The organism is Pseudomonas phytophila (assembly GCF_025643095.1).
GTDB classification, from domain to species: Bacteria; Pseudomonadota; Gammaproteobacteria; order Pseudomonadales; family Pseudomonadaceae; genus Aquipseudomonas; species Aquipseudomonas quasicaspiana.
Genome location: NZ_CP081201.1, coordinates 352,387 through 370,490 on the forward strand (window position 1 = coordinate 352,387; position 18,104 = coordinate 370,490).

18 protein-coding genes and 1 pseudogene are annotated in these 18,104 nt (G+C 57.3%); 6 read left to right on the top strand and 13 right to left on the bottom strand.

Annotation, left to right across the window (positions count from 1 at the left end):
- Positions 1-8: 8 nt before the first annotated feature.
- A complete protein-coding gene (locus tag K3169_RS01585) occupies positions 9-1,205 on the bottom strand; it encodes a class I SAM-dependent rRNA methyltransferase (RefSeq protein ID WP_027899680.1) in 1,197 nt (398 codons plus the stop codon).
- A gap of 375 nt (positions 1,206-1,580) precedes the next feature.
- Between K3169_RS01585 and K3169_RS01590 the strand changes: the two genes are divergently transcribed.
- The 3 genes from K3169_RS01590 (at position 1,581) to K3169_RS01600 (ending at position 3,851) form a co-directional block, all read left to right on the top strand.
- Positions 1,581-2,393 (top strand): HDOD domain-containing protein, encoded by an 813-nt coding sequence (locus K3169_RS01590; RefSeq protein ID WP_161628575.1) that lies wholly within the window; start codon positions 1,581-1,583, stop codon positions 2,391-2,393.
- Between the two features lie 43 nt (positions 2,394-2,436).
- Positions 2,437-3,249 carry a bifunctional DNA-formamidopyrimidine glycosylase/DNA-(apurinic or apyrimidinic site) lyase gene (gene mutM / locus K3169_RS01595; protein WP_027899682.1) on the top strand — a complete coding sequence of 271 codons (813 nt, stop codon included), beginning with the start codon at positions 2,437-2,439 and terminating at the stop codon, positions 3,247-3,249.
- 260 nt (positions 3,250-3,509) lie between these two features.
- Positions 3,510-3,851, top strand: a complete 342-nt coding sequence (locus K3169_RS01600; RefSeq protein WP_231676009.1) for a multidrug transporter — start codon at positions 3,510-3,512, stop codon at positions 3,849-3,851.
- Positions 3,852-3,862: 11 nt separating this feature from the next.
- On the opposite strand, the gene ggt is transcribed toward K3169_RS01600, so the two are convergent.
- From ggt to K3169_RS01640, 8 genes are all read right to left on the bottom strand, one after another.
- The gene (gene ggt, locus K3169_RS01605; RefSeq protein WP_263269701.1) at positions 3,863-5,578 is read right to left on the bottom strand and encodes a gamma-glutamyltransferase; all 1,716 of its coding nucleotides are present in this window, start codon (positions 5,576-5,578) and stop codon (positions 3,863-3,865) included.
- Between the two features lie 61 nt (positions 5,579-5,639).
- Positions 5,640-5,891, bottom strand: a complete 252-nt coding sequence (locus K3169_RS01610) for a YfhL family 4Fe-4S dicluster ferredoxin (RefSeq protein ID WP_027899685.1) — start codon at positions 5,889-5,891, stop codon at positions 5,640-5,642.
- A 100-nt stretch (positions 5,892-5,991) separates the two neighbouring features.
- Entirely contained in the window at positions 5,992-6,471 is a 480-nt protein-coding gene (gene coaD, locus K3169_RS01615; protein ID WP_027899686.1) for a pantetheine-phosphate adenylyltransferase, read from the bottom strand.
- 393 nt (positions 6,472-6,864) lie between these two features.
- Positions 6,865-7,779 (bottom strand): IS3 family transposase, encoded by a 915-nt coding sequence (locus tag K3169_RS01620; RefSeq protein WP_231677976.1) that lies wholly within the window; start codon positions 7,777-7,779, stop codon positions 6,865-6,867.
- Entirely contained in the window at positions 7,695-7,991 is a 297-nt protein-coding gene (locus K3169_RS01625) for a transposase (protein WP_095096866.1), read from the bottom strand. Before K3169_RS01625 ends, K3169_RS01620 begins: the two co-directional genes overlap by 85 nt.
- A gap of 175 nt (positions 7,992-8,166) precedes the next feature.
- Positions 8,167-9,597, bottom strand: coding sequence for a coniferyl aldehyde dehydrogenase (locus K3169_RS01630; RefSeq protein WP_263269703.1), 1,431 nt, complete (start codon positions 9,595-9,597; stop codon positions 8,167-8,169).
- Between the two features lie 114 nt (positions 9,598-9,711).
- The gene (locus K3169_RS01635) at positions 9,712-10,299 is read right to left on the bottom strand and encodes a mobile mystery protein B (protein WP_263269705.1); all 588 of its coding nucleotides are present in this window, start codon (positions 10,297-10,299) and stop codon (positions 9,712-9,714) included.
- Positions 10,290-10,754 (bottom strand): mobile mystery protein A, encoded by a 465-nt coding sequence (locus K3169_RS01640; RefSeq protein WP_099269153.1) that lies wholly within the window; start codon positions 10,752-10,754, stop codon positions 10,290-10,292. Before K3169_RS01640 ends, K3169_RS01635 begins: the two co-directional genes overlap by 10 nt.
- 192 nt (positions 10,755-10,946) lie before the next feature.
- Between K3169_RS01640 and K3169_RS01645 the strand changes: the two are divergent.
- The 3 genes and pseudogenes from K3169_RS01645 to K3169_RS01655 all read left to right on the top strand — a co-directional run.
- Positions 10,947-11,150 (top strand): annotated as a pseudogene (locus K3169_RS01645) (enolase C-terminal domain-like protein); the annotation flags it as partial.
- A 92-nt stretch (positions 11,151-11,242) separates the two neighbouring features.
- On the top strand, positions 11,243-11,914 hold the full coding sequence (locus tag K3169_RS01650; protein WP_122806142.1) for a TetR/AcrR family transcriptional regulator: 672 nt from the start codon (positions 11,243-11,245) through the stop codon (positions 11,912-11,914).
- A gap of 63 nt (positions 11,915-11,977) precedes the next feature.
- Positions 11,978-12,832, top strand: a complete 855-nt coding sequence (locus K3169_RS01655; RefSeq protein WP_263269708.1) for a sulfurtransferase — start codon at positions 11,978-11,980, stop codon at positions 12,830-12,832.
- A 170-nt stretch (positions 12,833-13,002) separates the two neighbouring features.
- Here K3169_RS01655 and K3169_RS01660 read toward each other — a convergent pair whose 3' ends face one another.
- The 4 genes from K3169_RS01660 to K3169_RS01675 form a co-directional block, all read right to left on the bottom strand.
- Positions 13,003-14,025: a hydrolase gene (locus K3169_RS01660; protein ID WP_231676022.1), complete on the bottom strand. Its 1,023-nt coding sequence runs from the start codon at positions 14,023-14,025 to the stop codon at positions 13,003-13,005.
- Between the two features lie 301 nt (positions 14,026-14,326).
- Positions 14,327-14,911 (bottom strand): 16S rRNA (guanine(966)-N(2))-methyltransferase RsmD, encoded by a 585-nt coding sequence (gene rsmD, locus K3169_RS01665; RefSeq protein ID WP_122397923.1) that lies wholly within the window; start codon positions 14,909-14,911, stop codon positions 14,327-14,329.
- The gene (locus tag K3169_RS01670) at positions 14,911-16,389 is read right to left on the bottom strand and encodes a M16 family metallopeptidase (protein WP_231676025.1); all 1,479 of its coding nucleotides are present in this window, start codon (positions 16,387-16,389) and stop codon (positions 14,911-14,913) included. Before K3169_RS01670 ends, rsmD begins: the two co-directional genes overlap by 1 nt.
- The gene (locus tag K3169_RS01675) at positions 16,386-17,738 is read right to left on the bottom strand and encodes a M16 family metallopeptidase (RefSeq protein ID WP_099269148.1); all 1,353 of its coding nucleotides are present in this window, start codon (positions 17,736-17,738) and stop codon (positions 16,386-16,388) included. The genes K3169_RS01670 and K3169_RS01675 overlap by 4 nt, the downstream gene beginning before the upstream one ends.
- Between the last annotated feature and the right edge of the window lie 366 nt (positions 17,739-18,104).

Genomic DNA, 18,104 nt, shown 5'->3' on the forward strand with positions numbered 1-18,104 from the left:
GTTACAGCTTAGCTATTCGGCAACAACCGGCACGTGATGCTCTTGATGTAGCGCGTTTCGGCGATCGCCGGGTGTACCGGGTGATCCGGGCCCTGGCCGCCGCGCTCGAGCAGCTGGATGTTGCGATCCAGGTGGCGGGCGCTGGTCAGCAGGATGTTTTGCAGGTCATCTTCCGGCAAATGCATCGAGCACGACGCGCTGATCAGGATGCCGTCCTTGCTGAGCAATCGCATGGCTTGCTCGTTCAGGCGACGGTATCCGGCTTCGCCGTTTTTCAGGTCTTTCTTACGTTTGATGAAGGCCGGAGGGTCGGCAACGATCACGTCGAAGCGCTCTTCGCTGGCTTTCAGCTCTTTAAGGGCTGCGAACACATCACCTTCGATGCAGGTGAGTTTCTCCGCAAAACCGTTCAGTGCAGCGTTGCGCTCCACACCGTCCAGTGCAAATGCAGAGGCATCGACGCAGGTTACGTCAGTGGCGCCGAACGCTGCGGCCTGAATGCCCCAGCCACCGATGTAGCTGTAGAGGTCCAGAACACGTTTGCCTTTTACGTACGGGGCTATGCGTGCGCGGTTCATGCGGTGATCGTAGAACCAGCCGGTTTTCTGACCTTCCATGACCGGCGCTTCGAATTTCACGCCGTTCTCTTCCAGCGCGACCCACTCCGGAACCAGGCCAAATGCGGTTTCCACATAACGGTTCAGGCCTTCTGCATCCCGCGCAGCCGAGTCGTTCTTGAACAGGATGCCGCTTGGCTTGAGCACTTGAACCAGGGCGGCAAGCACGTCTTCCTTGTGTTTTTCCATGGTGGCTGACGCCAGCTGGACCACCAGAATGTCGCCGAAACGATCAACGACCAAGCCCGGCAGCAGGTCCGAGTCGCCATAGACCAGGCGATAGAACGGCTTGTCGAACAGGCGGTCACGCAGAGACAAGGCCACATTGAGGCGATGCACCAGCAACGATTTGTCCAGCGGCAACTTGACGTCCCGCGACAGCAGGCGGGCGCAGATCAGGTTGTTGGGGCTCATGGCGACGATGCCCAGCGCTTTGCCGCCTGCGGCTTCCAGCACGGCTTGATCACCTGCGGCAAAGCCGTGCAGCGGGGTCGCGGCTACGTCGATTTCGTTGCTGTAGACCCACAAGTGACCGGCGCGCAGGCGACGGTCGGCGTTGGCTTTGAGGCGCAAGCTAGGCAGGGACATGACGTCGCTCCGGAAAAAAGAGCGGGATTATAGCGCGTCATCTCGCTCTGGGGCGCGATGATGTGAATTAACCGGCTAGCGGTTGTGCAGCCGCAGGCTCGATCATCCCAACCGCCCGAGTCCTGCTTTTGAAACAGATTTCTACAGAATCTTCGCAGCTTGAAATGCCTGCACATCTCGATATTTTTTAGCGGCTTGCAAGGGCCGTTGCTTCAGTGTCGGGATAATTGACGCCTTTTAGGCGATTACCGTCGGCATTGATGGCTATAAAGCCACGGGCATGAAGGAGTAGAATCCAGATCTGTCCTTGAGTGTTGACCTATGTCCCAAGAGCTTACGTCCGAGCAGATTCAGCACGTCTTGCAAGGCATCAGTGTGCCTCCGCAACCGCAAATCATGGTGGATTTGCAGATGGAGCAGTACATGCCCGACCCCGATCTTGATGTGATCGCGAAGCTGATTTCTCAAGATCCTGGTTTGTCAGGGGCTCTGCTGAAAATCGTCAACTCGGCTCACTACGGGCTTGCCAACAAGATTGCCTCGATCCAGAAGGCGGTCAATCTGTTGGGGATTCGCTCTGTGATCAACCTGATCAATGCGCAGTCGATCAAGGGCGAGATGAGCGATGAAACCATCGTGACGCTGAACCGTTTCTGGGATTCGACTCAGGACGTGGCGATGACCAGTCTGACGCTGGCCAAGCGCATTGGCTCGCAAACTGTGGACGAATCCTACGCGCTGGGTCTTTTCCATGACTGCGGCATTCCCCTGATGCTCAAGCGCTTTCCCAACTATATGGAGGTCTTGGAGCAGGCTTATACCAGTGCAAGTGGGGAGCGCCGGGTCGTGGACACTGAAAACGAAACGTTTGATACCAATCACGCCGTTGTCGGCTATTTCACGGCAAAGTCCTGGCGTTTGCCCGAACATGTCACCAATGCCATCGCTAATCACCATAATGCACTGGCGATTTTTCAGGATGACTCCAACCGTAATGCACCGCTGAAGAACCTGCTGGCAGTATTGAAAATGGCCGAGCATATCTGCGCGTCGCACAAGGTGCTCGGCAACGAAGACGAAGATCACGAGTGGGATGCCATCGGGCATCTGATCCTCGATTACGTTGGTCTGTCCGATTACGATTTCGAAAACCTTAAAGAAAGCATTCGCGAACTGTCCGCGCACTGATCCTGCGCACTGTTGCATCGCTTCGCGCATCACCGAGTTATCCATGCCTGAACTACCCGAAGTTGAAACCACCCGCCGGGGCATTGCGCCTCACCTCGAAGGTCAACGTGTCAGCCGAGTCATTGTGCGTGACCGACGTCTGCGCTGGCCGATCCCGGAAGATCTGGATGTGCGCCTCTCAGGGCAGAAGATCGTGGTGGTCGAGCGACGCGCCAAGTATTTACTGATTCAGGCCGAAGTCGGAACCTTGATCAGCCACCTGGGCATGTCAGGCAACTTGCGTCTGGTGGAGGCCGGCATGCCCGCGCTCAAGCATGAGCATGTGGATATCGAGCTGGAGTCCGGCATGGCGCTGCGTTATACCGATCCACGTCGGTTCGGCGCAATGCTCTGGAGCCTGGACCCGCTTAATCATGAACTACTGGTACGCCTGGGCCCTGAGCCGCTGACTGATTTGTTCGATGGTCAGCGCCTGTTCGAGCGTTCGCGGGGCAAGTCCATTGCGGTCAAGCCGTTCATCATGGACAACGCGGTAGTGGTGGGCGTTGGGAATATCTATGCCACCGAAGCGTTATTTGCGGCCGGTATTGATCCGCGCCGAGAGGCCAAAACCATTTCTCGTGCCCGCTATCTGAGATTGGCGATTGAGATCAAACGCATCCTGGCCGCCGCCATCGAGCGTGGCGGTACGACATTGCGTGACTTCATTGGCGGTGATGGGCAGCCTGGTTACTTCCAGCAAGAGTTGTTTGCCTACGGCCGTGGCGAGCAGCCCTGCAAAATCTGTGGCACTACGTTGCGTGAGATCAAGCTGGGGCAGCGGGCGAGTGTGTATTGCCCGAAGTGTCAGAAGTGATTCGACTAAACGCTCGGAAAGTGGACGATTCGATGTTTGCCTGCAAGCTCAAATGAGATGCAAATCCTGTGGATGCGGTGCTTGCTCGCGATTCTAGCGACTCGGTCTGTCCGGGAGTTGTGTCTAGACTTATCGCGGGCAAGCCCGGCTCCCACAAGGGAGTCGCTTCAACATATTGTTGTGTTTGCCGCACTTGCTTAACCGTCATCGCTGTTTATAGTTAACGGCATCCCAAACCGCTGTACATGAAGGACCATGCCATGAAGCCGTTTCGACTGATCGCCGCCAGCCTGGCTTTGATTTTCGGCATGCAGGCAATGCCTGTAACGGCCAACGAGCCGGTGAATCACGGCAGCGGAGACCCGGTTTACAGCATCCAGAATCCACCGGCTTACGCCATGATCGGCGATTTGCTGATTGCCCGACCGCTACTGATCGCAGCCACTATTGTCGGCGCCGGGTTGTTTGTTGTTGCTCTGCCTTTCACCGCGATGGGCGGTGGTATTGGCCGCACTGGCAAGGCACTGGTCGTTGACCCGGGCAAGGCAGCTTTTGTGCGCTGCCTGGGCTGCACAGGTGATGGTTATAACAGGCAGGAGTAAGGCATGTCTGCTCAGGGCGCGGTTTGCCTGACCTTCGGATCGAATGTTTCTGACACGCCCAGGCCTCTCGGGTCGCTGGCCGCTTCGATACGTTTCCCGGTCTTGTCCCACAGCAACACTTGTTGGTTGCCATAGCCTCGCGAAACTTCCTTGAAGTGATAACCGCGCGATTGCAGGGCTTTCATTTCTTCCTGGCTGAACGCTCCCGGCTCGTGCTCGACCACGTCCGGTAGGTACTGGTGATGGTAGCGCGGCACGGCTGGCCAACTGGCAATCGGCTGGCCATTCAGATACTCCAGCATCGACAGCAGCACCATGCTCGGAATACGGCTGCCGCCCGGCGTGCCGAATGCGGCGAACTCATCGGGGCTTTCCAGAAAGCTCGGGCTCATGCTGGACAGTGGACGTTTTCCTGCCGCAATCGAATTGGCTTTACTGCCTGCAAGTCCATAGGCGTTGCTGCCTTGTGGGTCGGCAGCGAAATCATCCATTTCGTCGTTCAGCACAACGCCTGTACCCGGCACGGTGAACGCCGCGCCGAATGGCAAATTGACTGACAGCGTCGCCGCGACTGCATTGCCGTCAGTGTCCAGAACGGCAAAGTGGGTGGTGTGTTCACCTTCACGCCAGCGCGGTGAAGGCTCAAGGCTGCTGCTTGGCGTCGCGTCTTGAGGGTTGATGCTGCCCGCCAGATGCACCAGATACTCGCGATCCAGCAGATGATCGAGAGGATTGGCGACGAAGTCCGGATCGCCCAGCAGGCCACGGTCGCGATAGGCGCGCCGCAGCACTTCCAGCACATAGTGGGCGCGCTGCACTTTGTCTGACTGCTGCCATGGGAGTTGTTGCAACATCATCAGGCTTTGGGCCAACGCTACGCCGCCTGCGGAGGGTGGCGGGGCGCTGATCAGCTCTCGCTGATCATCCAGGCGAAAACGCAGCGGCGCTCTTGTCGCGACCTGATACTGATCCAGATCCTCTGAATTCCAGATGCCGCCTGCCGTTTTCACGCCATGAACCAACGACTGAGCCGTCAGACCAGCGTAGAAACCATCGCGGCCATTGTTGGCCAGCCGGTTCAGCGTCGCGGCCAGCTCCGGCTGCTGGATGATCGCGCCCATCGCCGGGACTTCGCCGTTACGCAGAAACAGCCGTGCGCTTTCCGGGTCGTCGCGCAATGCCGAAAGGCGAGCGGTGGCGCGTTGCTGATAAATCCTGTCCACCGGGAAGCCCTGATAGGCCAGGCGAATGGCCGGTGCCATGGAGATGTTCAGCGGCAGCTTGCCATAACGCTCGGCCAGTTCGACCAATGCTGCGGGCAGGCCCGGGATGGCGGCGGCCAGCGGGCCGTTCAGTGAGAGGCCAGGTTGTATCTTTCCATCGCGGCTATAGAGATCGTAAGTCGCTTTGAGCGGTGCTTTTTCTCGCGCATCCAGAAACACATAGCCTGTCTGCGCGCCGCTTTGGCGTAACAGGAAGAACCCGCCGCCTCCCAATCCCGAACCATAAGGTTCAACCACGGCCAGCGCTGCACTGATGGCCACGGCAGCGTCGAAGGCATTGCCGCCCGCCACCATGATCTCCCGGCCCGCTGCAGTGGCTTCTGGATGCGGGCTGGCGATGGCGGATTTTGCAGGCCGGGGAAACGCCGCTTCAGCAGCGAAAGTCGTCTGCGCTAATAAAGCGCAAAGCAAAAAAACACTGGATAGAACGTGCTTGAGGGTCATGCCGGGTTCGCTTTGGTCGGCCGGCAAGATAGCTGGATGTCAGCGATTCAGCGCCGAGGGGTCAAGCCTTGCCGGTGATGATCAGGTATTTGTTCATCAGCTCGTCTTTGCTTTCGACGCGGTTTTCATCCAGCGGGATGCAATCCACGGGGCAGACTTGCTGACATTGCGGCTCGTCGTAATGGCCAACGCATTCGGTGCACAGGTTCGGATTGATCACGTAGATCTCCTCGCCTTGAGAAATCGCCTCGTTCGGGCACTCGGGTTCGCAGACGTCGCAATTGATGCAATCGTCAGTGATGATCAGGGACATGGAACACTCCTGCCACGGTCAATGCCGGGGCATATGAAATCTAATGCGGCGAATTGTGCCGCATTAGTCGTTTCGTTGCACCCGGACGTTACCGTAAAACTCAGCGTTTGAAGCGTTCAGTCAGCGCCTCGGCGACAGCCGGGTGGACAAACTTGGTGATATCTCCGCCCAAGGCCGCGATTTCACGGACCAGCGTCGAGGAAATGAACGAGTACCGTTCGGATGGCGTGAGGAAAAGACTTTCGACGTCCGGTGCCAATTGGCGGTTCATATTGGCCAGCTGGAACTCGTATTCAAAGTCAGAGACGGCGCGCAGACCACGCAGAAACACATTGGCGTTCTGTTCTTTGGCAAAGTGCGCCAGTAGTGTCGAAAAGCCTACCACTTCGACATTCGGCAAGTGTTTAGTGACCTCTTGGGCCAGCTCCACGCGCTGTTCCAGTGGGAAAAGCGGGTTTTTCTTCGGGCTGGCGGCAACCGCAATGATCACATGGTCGAACAGGCGCGAGGCGCGCTCGACCAGATCGCCGTGGCCCTTGGTAATAGGGTCGAAGGTGCCTGGATACAACACTCGGTTCATCGCGTCGTCCTGGTCGGAGTCCTTGGGGAGTCGGATGGTAGCGCAGCATTCCCGGTGGGCCAAGTCGAAGTGCTGAAGGCTAAGGTCGTATTGCCATTGAAGTCGGGTGTTAGAGCTGTGTATGCCCTGTCCCTGCCGGACATCGCGAAACGGTAGAAATGTAGGAGTGAGCTTGCTCGCGATAGCGGTCTTTCTGTCACAAAATAGTTGATTGGCAGAACGTTATCGCGAGCAAGCTCACTCCTACAGGGGCCATGTTTGCCGCGAGTCAGGGCGGTGTGATGGACTCCGGGGCAGCTCCCATCAAACTACATGTATGCAATTGAATTGGAATGCGTTCTGTAGGAGCGCACGTGTAATGGTCCAGTTTTTTTGGACCGTTCCGTAGGAGTGTTAGGCCGCCAGTTTTTCGAAAACAGCTGGCGGCAGGTTATTCGAGGCAGAGTGGCAACGTCGATGGTTGTAGTGAGCAATAAAATCCATCACGTCTCGTTCTGCCTCGAAGTGATTCGAGTAACCGTTCTCAGGTGACCAATCGTGTTTCTGTGATCGGAAGTAGCGTTCCACTACCGCATTGTCCCAACAGTTTCCGCGCCGACTCATGCTCTGCACGATTTGCTTCTCGGCCAGATAGCTAACGAAGCGGTCAGCGGTGTATTGGCATCCCTGATCCGAGTGAAACACCAGCTCGGAAGAAGGTCGGCGCAGCCCCACCGCAAGTCGTAAAGCCTGCAATGAAAGCTCGGTATCGGCCGTCCTTGAAAACGCCCAGCCAACGATCCTGCGCGAGAAAAGATCCATCACAATTGCCAGGTACAGCCAACTACCACCGACACGGATATAGGTAATGTCTCCCGCCCAGAACGTGTTGGGATGTTCAGGGTTAAAGCGTCGTGCCAGCACATTGGGCGCAATGTTGGACGGTTTGGTAGCCCGTCGATAGTGCGCATGCTGTGCCCGACGCCTCACCAAACCCAGACTCTTCATCAAGCTGCGCATACGATGACGCCCCATTTGGACGCCTTGTGCCTTCAGCGCTTTAACAAATCCGCGACTGCCCAGCGCGCCTCGATGTTCTTTGTGCAAAAGCCGGATCTTCTTCTCTAACTGCGGCTCGATACTGCGTTTAGCTCGAGGCCGACGCATGGCGTAATAACTGCTGCGAGGTATGCTCAGTACGCAGCACAAGCGTCGAACCGACAGCTTCTTTGTAGCGCCCTCAATCATTTTCTTCGGCCAAACAGCACCTTTAGATGAGAGGGCAACTGCTTTTTTAAAACATCGTTCTCGGCCTCCAGCAGTGCCAATCTGGCCTGCAGCGAGTCGATGAGATCTTGATCCTGAGGCCGGGTAGTTTGCGCGGCTCCTACCTGCTCCTTGCGCCACCGTGAAACCCAGCGCCGCAACGCGGTAGGCCCTACGCCAGTCTGCTCACACGCTTTAGGCACTGAGTAATTCAACTCAACGACAAGGCGAATAGCCTCGGCTTTTTCTTCGGCTGTAACGACCCGAAATCCCATGATGCTTCCTTAGGTTGATACTCCTACATCATGGTCCATAAATATTGAGCCACAACAACGAGCAATGCGAGGCCGCGAAAGCGGTATCAGGTAGAACGCCTTCGCTGCCTCGCGGTGCTCGTAGGCTCCTACAGTGCGGTGTCGATTCGTATGCACTAAAGACAGAGCCCAGCCATCACCGGATAAACAGTTTATAGACCAACCTTAGCATCGCTTTCCCATAAGGCGGATAGATCAGCCGGGCAGCGTTGAAACGCTGTTTGATCAGCACGCCTTTGGCCTTGCTGAAGGTCAGGAAGCCTTCATGGCCGTGGTAATGGCCCATCCCGGAAGGGCCGACGCCGCCAAACGGCAAGTCATCCTGGGCGACATGCAGCAGGGTGTCATTCAGGCACACCCCCCCGGAATGGGTCTGCTCCAGCACGCGTTGCTGTTCGGCTTTGTCGTAGCCTAAGTAATACAAGGCCAGTGGGCGAGGGCGCTGATTCACGTAGGCGAATGCCTCGTCGATTCCTGAATACGGCACGATGGGCAGGAGTGGGCCGAAGATTTCGTCCTGCATCACCAGCATGTCGTCGCTGACATCAAGCAGCAGGCTGAACGGCATGCGTCGATCCTGGCCGCTTTCGTAAAGCGAAATAACCTGTGCGCCTTTGCTTGCGGCGTCATCCAGATAGCGGTTTAGTCGAGCCAACTGACGTTGATTGATAATCGCCGTGTAGTCCGGGTTGTCAGACAGCGTGGGGTAAAACCTGAGGACGGCGGTTTTGTACGCTTCGATGAATCCTGTCACGCGATCCTCCGGCACCAATACGTAATCAGGCGCGACGCAGGTTTGCCCGGCGTTGAGCGTCTTGCCGAAAGCGATGCGCTCGGCCGCGTCTTTCAGCGGCACGTCACGGGACACGATGGCCGGGGATTTACCGCCAAGCTCCAACGTCACTGGCGTGAGGTTTTCCGCCGCTGCACGCATGACATGCTTGCCAACGCTGGTTGCGCCAGTGAATAGCAAGTGGTCGAACGGCAAGCCTGAGAAGGCGATGCCGACGTCCGCTTCGCCCAGCACTACGGCGACCAGATCCTCCGGGAACACCTGCGCGAAAAGACGTTTGAGCAGTTCACCCGTGGCCGGTGTTGACTCACTGAGTTTGAGCATCACCCGATTACCCGCCGCCAACGCCCCGATCATTGGCCCGATTGCCAGAAACAGCGGGTAATTCCAGGGCACGATAACCCCCACGACGCCCAGCGGTTGATACACCACCTTGGCCGATGCGGGCTGGAAGGCGATGCCCACTTTTCGTCTGGCAGGCTTCATCCATTTTTTCAGGTGCTTACGGGCATCCTTGATGCCGAACAGGCTGGGCATCAACTCGGCGAGCAACGTCTCATCAGCGCTGCGATGGCTGAAGTCACTGCTGATTGCCTCGATCAAAGCCTGCTGCTCGGTGCAGAGCAGGTCATGCAGACTGGCAAGCCATTGCAGGCGCTGGTCTGCGGTAGGCATCGGATTGGCGGCAAAGGCTTTGCGCTGCTCGGCAAACACTCGCTCAAGTTCGCTGGTGGGTTGTGAGCGATCCGATAACCAGGCGAGTTCGGCAGGCATGTGGCAATTCCGTTTGGAGTTATCCACTGTTTTTAGAGTCATTGCTCTAGGAAGTCAAATTACGTGTTGGGCTGCTACGTTTTCCTAGGATCTATGCTTTGAGTTAGCCGTGATTCAGCTACGGACGAACTCAGTAAGCAAAGCGTAATTCCCTGCATCCGCGTCGCGCAGGGATTGGATGTATCGACCTCGAACTTCGCTGGCTGAGACGAGGTTTTTGCTTCCCCAAGAGAACTCCGGATGGCCGCACTGCTTCAGAAGGGCGTCAGCCATGCAGCGGGCGTGTCGGCCGTTTCCGTTGGGGAAGGGGTGTATCCAGACGAGTTCGCGATGGAAGCGAGCGGCTATCTCGTCCGGCTCAAAGGTCTCTTTTTCGATCCAATAGGTAACGTTCCCCAAAAGCTGATTTAGCTGGATCGCTATCTGAATGGGGTCGCAGCCAATATTCTTTTCGGTTTTCCGAAACGTGCCTGCCCAAATCCAGGTGTCGCCGAACATTCTCTTGTGCAGGTTGCGGCAAAATTTTTCATTCAGCACATCAAGCTTTTTCTGGCCGTTGAGCCATCGAGTGGCGCTGAGCAGGTTTTCAGCTTCCCATTCGTCAAGCTCGCCCTGAGTGCTGATGTGTTTTGGCTTGAGTCCGGCTGATTCGTCAGCATCCAGGGGCGTTTGGCCGGGTTTCAGGTTCGTCTCTAACGCCACAGTCGGCTCCATGCACCCGCTAGCAACTCCTGACGCCGCTCATTCACCTTACGTTCGACGAATGCGTCAGAGGGACGCTGATCTTCAAGGGCCATGGTGTGTGAAACCCCCATCACTTCTTTCTGTGCCAGCCATTGCGCACGGTCTTCGACCATTTCGTGCAGTGGCTTTTTTGGCACAAGTGCATAGACCAGCTCGCAATCCAGTCCATTTGCCAGCTTTCGCAGCTGACCGAGCGTGATCCGGTCCTCGGCTTCAGACTTTTCGGATTTCTGGAGGGTCGTTGGTGACAGGTCCAGACATGCAGCCTGACTCCTTAAAGAGCGGCCGAGCGACTCTCGGATTGAACGCAGCCAACCCCCGGGCGGTACGGTTTTGCCTTTCAAAGCAGTGAATGGTTCCAATGCACGCTCTACCTGATTCAGACGCAGCTTGTTCAGTGACGAAGTACCCATGGAATCCCCCTTTTGGCAGCCATCAGGCAGCTTTGCAGAAATAACCGTAGGCCTATAGGTTGTGATTTTAGAAAAAATCGTAAGCCTTCAGGCGTACATATGTATTTTTATGTTAGCTCATAGGCGTGCATCTATATAAGTAATGTAATCCTATAGGCCTACACCTATTTGCGAGGTGTACGCCTATAGGGTGTCATTCAGGATGTGCCAAGAGATGGCGGTATTACGCCTTATCTGAAAGTCGCGGCGATGGCCGAGCAGGCCAGATTGATGCTGGCATCGCACTTTGCCATGGGGTTGCATGTTCATCTGGCAGCGGCTTATCCGACAGAGTCGTTGAGCGAGCAGGTCAAGCCCTGGACCGCGCAGCAAGTGGAAATTGGCAAGCGCCCTTGAAGGAAAGTGATGTCCGGACGGTTGATGCCCGGACATCATGCTTGCGTTAAGATCGCTGGATACCGATAACAGCCGAGCGATCAAGTGTGAGCCTGACCCCGCGTATCAAAACCCGTGAACGGATCGTGCTGAACAGTCTGGAACTGTTCAATCAATTGGGCGAACGCAGTGTCAGCACCAACCATATCGCGGCGCATCTGGAAATGTCGCCGGGCAATCTGTATTACCACTTCCCCAATAAGCAGGCGATCATCGCCGAGTTATTCACCGAATACGAAACTCTGGTGAACACCTTCTTGCGCCCGCCCAAAGGTCGCTTGCCCAGCGTTGAAGACAAGCGTTATTACTTGTTGGAAATTCTCGACGGGATGTGGCGTTATCGTTTTTTGCATCGCGATCTGGAGCATCTGCTGGATTGCGATGTGGAGCTGGCCGCGCGTTATCGACGCTTCTCCCAGCATTGCCTGATTCAGGCCATGGCCATTTATGGCGGATTCGTTGAGGCTGGCATCCTGCAGATGAACAAGGTGCAAATCGAGTCGCTGACGCTCAATACCTGGATCGTTCTGACGTCTTGGGTGCGTTTCCTCTGTACTACGCGGGAAACCAGCACTCACCTGAGTGCGGACGCCATGCGCCGTGGCGTTTATCAGGTGCTGATGCTTGAGTCGGGCTATGTCACCCCACAGGCGCAAGACGAAGTGAAAGCGCTGTGTGAAGAATTTTACGTACCGTTGCATCAAGCGCTGGCGGATGGAGTCTGAACATCATCAGCCGCAACGATCTGGAAAAGTGCTGAACCTTTCAATTGTCCACAGGAGCCTGTCATGCCTATCGCGCAACTGATCAGCCCGCAGCAGTTGGCCGCTCGCCAGCTGGAGCCGGGGCTGGTGATTCTCGATTGTCGTTTTGCTCTGGAAGATACCTCCTACGGCCAGCGCAGCTATGCCGACGGGCACATCGATGGCTCGTCTTTCGCCGATTTGGAGCGTGATCTCAGCGGTCCGGTCAGCAAGGGGAAAACCGGTCGTCATCCTTTGCCGGATCCACAGAAGCTGGTTGAGCGCTTGCAGTATTGGGGCATTAACGCCGACAGCGATATCGTGCTGTACGACGACGGACCTGGCGCTTTCGCTGCTCGGGCCTGGTGGCTGCTGGCCTGGTTGGGCAAGCGTGACGGAGTATTTATTCTCGATGGTGGGCTGAAGGCCTGGCACGCCGCAGGTTTGCCGTTAAGCCTTGATCCTCCGGGCAAAGAGCCTGGGGAGTTTAAGGGCCAGCCTGATGACTCGCTGGTGTTGAGTGCCGATCAATTGCAGAAACGTCTCAATAAACCAGAGCTCACCCTGATTGATGCTCGCGCCGAAGCTCGCTTTCGCGGGGACGTGGAGCCTATTGATCCGGTTGCCGGACACATTCCCGGTGCGCAATGTGCGGCGTTCAACGAGAACCTCGGCCCGGACGGTCGTTTTTTACCGGTTGAGCAACTCAAGCAACGCTTCGCCGAAAAGCTTCAGGGACGCCCACCAGAGAGTCTGGTTGCCTATTGCGGGTCTGGTGTGACGGCGTGTCATAACCTGTTTGCGCTGTGTCTGGCGGGTTATCCGCTGGGGGCGTTGTACGCGGGGTCGTGGAGTGAGTGGATTACCGATCCGGGGCGTGAGGTTGCGACGGGGGCTTGAACGTAATCTTCTCCAGTAAAGATGAGCTGACTGGGTGTCCATGGCACCGGGCTGTATCGCGGCGAATATTTGACCTGTAGGAGCTGCCGAAGGCTGCGATAGCGATGTATCAGAATGAATGCCTCGCAGCCTTCGGCAGCTCCTACAGGGGATGTGTTTAATGTAATAAGCTAAAGCCCTGTCCCATGAGCACTCGTCAGCCACAACGGAATCCGCCGCTCAAGGTAATAGCCGGGATTCTTCAGCGAGCCGTCGACGAACCCTACGTGCCCGCCTTTTTCCTGTAGCTCGAACTCGGTGCTGGCAGACAGTTCTTCCGGTTCTGGCAGACTGTGCTTGAACACGAACGGATCGTCTGCCGCCTGGATAATCAGCGTCGGTGTGCGGATGTCTCCCAGGTAATAGCGACTGGACGCGCGGCGGTAGTAATCCTTGGCGTCTGCGAATCCATGCAGGGGGGCGGTTACCCGGCCATCGAAATCCCAGAACGTGCGCATGTTTTCCAGTGACCCCAGTGCGGACAATTCAGCCAGTCCTTCGCTGATCCCTTCGTCCTTGAAGTGACGCTGTTTGTCCTTTACGTACGTAACCATTTCCCGCATGAAATGCCGCTGGTAGACCCTGGAAAAGCCCATGCCAATGCGGTCGGCGCACTCATCCAGCCGGAACGGCACGGACACGGCCACTGCGCCTTGCAGATCACTGTTCTCGCCCGACTCACCCAGATATTTGAGCAGCACGTTGCCGCCCAATGAGTAACCCACTGCGTAAAGCGGTGCCAAGGGGCGTTTGGCTCTGAGGTGGGCAATGACTGACGCGAGGTCTTCGCTGGCGCCGGAGTGATAACTGCGCGACAGCAAGTTCGGCTCACCGGAACACCCTCGCCAGTTCAGTGCGACGCTGGCCCAACCTTCCAGAGCGATCGCCTTTTGCAAGCCGACCACATAAGGCGAGTTCGATGAGCCGGTCAGGCCGTGCAGCACCAGCACCAGTGGAGTGTTCAGCTCATGCGGGCCAAACCAGTCAAGATCGAGAAAGTCCCCATCGGCCAGCCAGATACGCTCACGTTGTCGTTCGATTCGATTTTTTCTTCGCCATAGCGGGCCCCATAAGGTCTGCAGATGGGGATTGCCCAGGCCTGATGCGGGAATGAAGCGATTGGCGAAGGAGGATTTAGCAGGGCGTGTGAACACGGTCGTCCTCTCTCGGCGGATTGCGTATAGATGTACGTTGCCACAAGTGGCGAGGGATGTAAGGAAGTTGCTGCTGAGTGGTCGCCACTATGGATAGGTGGTGTGTAAACGGCCTGAGGTGAAGGATTGCCCTGAAACTGTGGGATATTCTATGTTCACTGCAAGCTCAATGATCAATCGCATTCTCTGTGGGAGCGAGGCTTGCCCGCGATAAGGACAACGCGGTTTGCCTGATAAATGAAAGCGCCCGCATCGCGAGCAAGCTCAGCTCCCACAGATTAATTCAGAACGCCACTATCTGTTACCCACGCTGCCACAGCGCGTAGTACACCTGCCCGGCCTTTTTCTCCCGGTGCAGACGCCAGCTACCCGGCAAACCGGTGGTCGATGGCGGGGTTTCGCTTTCGGTGTAGATCCACGCGTTTTCCGCCAGCCAGCCGTGTGATTCCAGCAGCGCGCAGGCCGAAGCCAGCAGGTTCTGGTGGAACGGCGGGTCGAGGAACACTACATCGAATGGCTCTGCGGTCTGGGTTTCCAGGTGGCGCAGCGAGTCGGCCTGTGTGACCTGACCGGTGGTGCAATTCAACATGCTCAGATTCTGACGCAGGCTCGCAATCGCTGCCGCACTGTTGTCCAGCGCCAGGCCTTTACTCGCGCCACGTGACAGCGCTTCGAAGAACAGCGCGCCGCTGCCGGTGAAAACATCCAGCACCTTGGCACCGGCAATGTCCATTGCCAGCCAGTTGAACAGGGTTTCGCGGACGCGATCCGGTGTCGGGCGCAGACCTGGGGCGTCGGGGAACGTCAGCTTGCGACTGCCCCATTCGCCACCAATGATGCGCAGTTGACCCAGGCCGTTGTGGCCCTTAGGGCGTGGATTGGCCATTAATGCTCCGGGACCCCGAGAGGGCGTTCAGCAGGTTTGTCGGTGGGCGGCGGCAGCGGCTTTTGCGCCACGGTCGGCCCGGCGGTGACGATCACCATCTTGTCAGCGCTCAAGTGCTTGTTCATCACCTCTTTGACTTGCTCGACAGTCACGCTTTGCGACTGGGTGATGAAGTCTTCGAGGAACGTCAGCGGCAAGTCGTAGAAGCCGATGGCGCCCAGTTGCGCAACGATGGACGAGTTGCTGGCCGCGGTTAGCGGGAAGCTACCGGTCAATTCGCGCTTGGCGTCGTCCAGTTCTTTCTGGGTCGGGCCGTTGGCGAGGAAGTCGCGGACGATGTCCTGCACCAGCTTCAGGGTGTTCTCGCTCAGTTCGGCGCGGGTCTGCAGGCCAATCATGAACGGACCCTGAGTCTGCATCGGGGTGAAGCCCGAAGAGACGCCATACGTCAGGCCGCGTTTTTCACGGACTTCAGTCATCAAACGGCTGCCGAAACCACCACCGCCGAGTACCGAGTTGCCCAGCGACAGTGCCGCATAGTCAGGATCGTTACGCTTGATGCCCAATTGGGCGAGCATCAGGTGAGTCTGTTTCGAAGGAAACTCGATGTGCGTTTCGCCAGCTTTGGGTTCGGCAGGGATTGGCAGTTTCGCCAATGCCGGGCCTTTAGGCAGCGATGCCGAGACTTGCGCAGCGATGGCCTGCGCTTCGTCGCGGGACAGATCGCCCACCAGCGCAATTACCGCATTGCCTGCCGCATAAGCCTTGGCGTGAAACGCTTTGAGCTGCGCGAGAGTGATCGGTTTGATGGACTCGGCAGTGCCTTCGCTTGGATGACCATAAGGGTGGTTGCCGTACAGACGCTTGAACAGCTCTTCGCCTGCGAGCGAACCCGGGTTCTGCTTCTTGTATTCGAAGCTGGCCAGCAATTGGTTCTTGATGCGAGTCAGCGAGTCCGCAGGGAAGGTCGGCTTGCCTACCACTTCGGAGAACAACTTCAACGCAGGCTCGCGTTTGTCCGTCGCGCTCAGGCTGCGAATCGAAGCCACTGCCATGTCGCGATAGGCACCGTTGCTGAAGTCCGCGCCGAGGCCTTCGAAGCCCTGAGCGATAGCGGTTACATCCTTACCTTTCACGCCTTCGTTGAGCATGGCGTTGGTCAGCACCGCGACGCCCGGCAGGTTCTGATCCTGACTGCTGCCTGCTGCGAAAGTCAGGCGCATATCAAACATCGGCAGCTCGTGAGCTTCGACGAACAGGACTTTGGCGCCCTCGGCGGTTTGCCAGGTCTGAATGTCCAGGCTGCGGCGTGCCGGAGCCTTGCCGTCGAGCTCTTTCAAGGATTCCAGAGCCGGGCGTGCGGGCGCGGCGTCGCTGGCGGCTTCTTCAGCCAGTGCCGACTGTGCAGCGAAAACACCGAGGCTGGTGGTCAACAGCAGGCCAAACAGCATCTTACGTGGGCCGTTGCGCTCACTCATTTTGCTTTCTCCTCAGGCAGAACGTGCGCAACGCTGAGGCGCTCACGGGTGAAATAGGTGCTGGCGGCTTTCTGAATGTCTGCCGGAGTCACGCTTTGCAGCGCGGCCAGTTCCTCGTCGATCAACTTCCACGACAGGCCGACGGTTTCCAGTTCGCCAATGGTGCTGGCCTGACTGGTGATCGAGTCGCGCTCGTAGACCAAGCTCGCGATTACCTGAGCCCGTACGCGTTCCAGCTCTTCGTTGGTTGGCGGCTTGGTTTTCAGCTCGTTGAGCAAACGCCAGATGCCGGCTTCGACGTCAGCCAGGGTTTTCTTCTTCTGAGTGTTGGGCGTGGCGCTGATCATGAACAGGCTGTCGCCCCGGGCGAAGGCGTCATAGTTCGAGCCTGCGCCGGATACCAGCTCTTCACCGCGCTCAAGGCGCGTCGGGATGCGCGCGCTGTAGCCGCCATCCAGCAAGGCTGCGATCAGGCGCAGTGCGTTGACCGAACGCGGATCCTCGGCGGTGGCCAGGCTTGGCACGTTAAAGCCGTACATCAGGCTCGGCAGCTGAGTCTGTACATGCAGAGTGATGCGGCGCTCGCCAGGTTCGGCCAGCTCCAGTGGTTTCTTCGACGGTGGTACGTCACGGCGCGCAATCGGCCCGAAGAAACGTTCAGCCAAGGCTTTGACTTCGTCGGGTTTGACGTCGCCTACTACCACCAGCGTGGCGTTGTTCGGTACATACCAGGATTCATACCAGTGGCGCAGCTCTTCGACCTTCATGCGTTCAAGGTCAGCCATCCAGCCAATAGTTGGCGTGTGATAGCCGCTGGCTGGATAAGCCATGGCCTTGAAGCGCTCGAAGGCTTTGGACGTCGGCTTATCGTCGGTGCGCAGGCGGCGCTCTTCCTTGATCACTTCGATTTCGCGGCTGAACTCATCAGCCGGTAGCTTCAGACTGGCCATGCGGTCAGCTTCCAGCTCAAAGGCCACGGCCAGACGATCACGCGCCAGCACTTGGTAGTAGGCGGTGTAGTCGTCGCTGGTGAATGCGTTCTCTTCGGCGCCCAGATCCCGCAGGATCAGCGACGCTTCGCCTGGACCGGTTTTCGAGCTGCCTTTGAACATCATGTGTTCAAGGGCGTGGGACAAGCCGGTCTGGCCTGGGGTCTCGTAGCTGGAACCCACTTTGTACCAGACCTGCGACACTACAACCGGCGCGCGGTGATCTTCGCGAACGATGACCTTCAGGCCGTTGGCGAGGGTGAATTCATGAGTAGGTTGCGGATCGGCGGCCATTGCGCCGAATGGCAGACAAATTGTGCCGAACAGCAGGCCTGCGGCACGGCGGGCTAGAGCATTCATTCGTAATTTGAACCTGTAAGACGGCCCGTTTGAACTTAGCGTCCACGGGCGCGGGGGTGTTAGGATAGCGGCCTGTTTGCTCTGCGACCATGACAAAGATGCAGGAATGCGCGGGTTGGAGATCGGCAAAGACCTCTGTAGGAGTGAGCTTGCTCGCGATCCAGTGCGCAGCGCTGGCAAAAGGGTTTGAATTCAAATCAGCCAGAAGGCTGTTCCAGCCTTATCGCGAGCAAGCTCACTCCTACAGGAAACTGCGGATTATGCTCAGCCAGCAGATGAACAAGCAGACTCAAATGTAGTCTGTTTCGCATATCAGAATTTTTCAGAGGCGCCGCTCTGGCGCGTCGCTACCTTGAGATAGCCGTC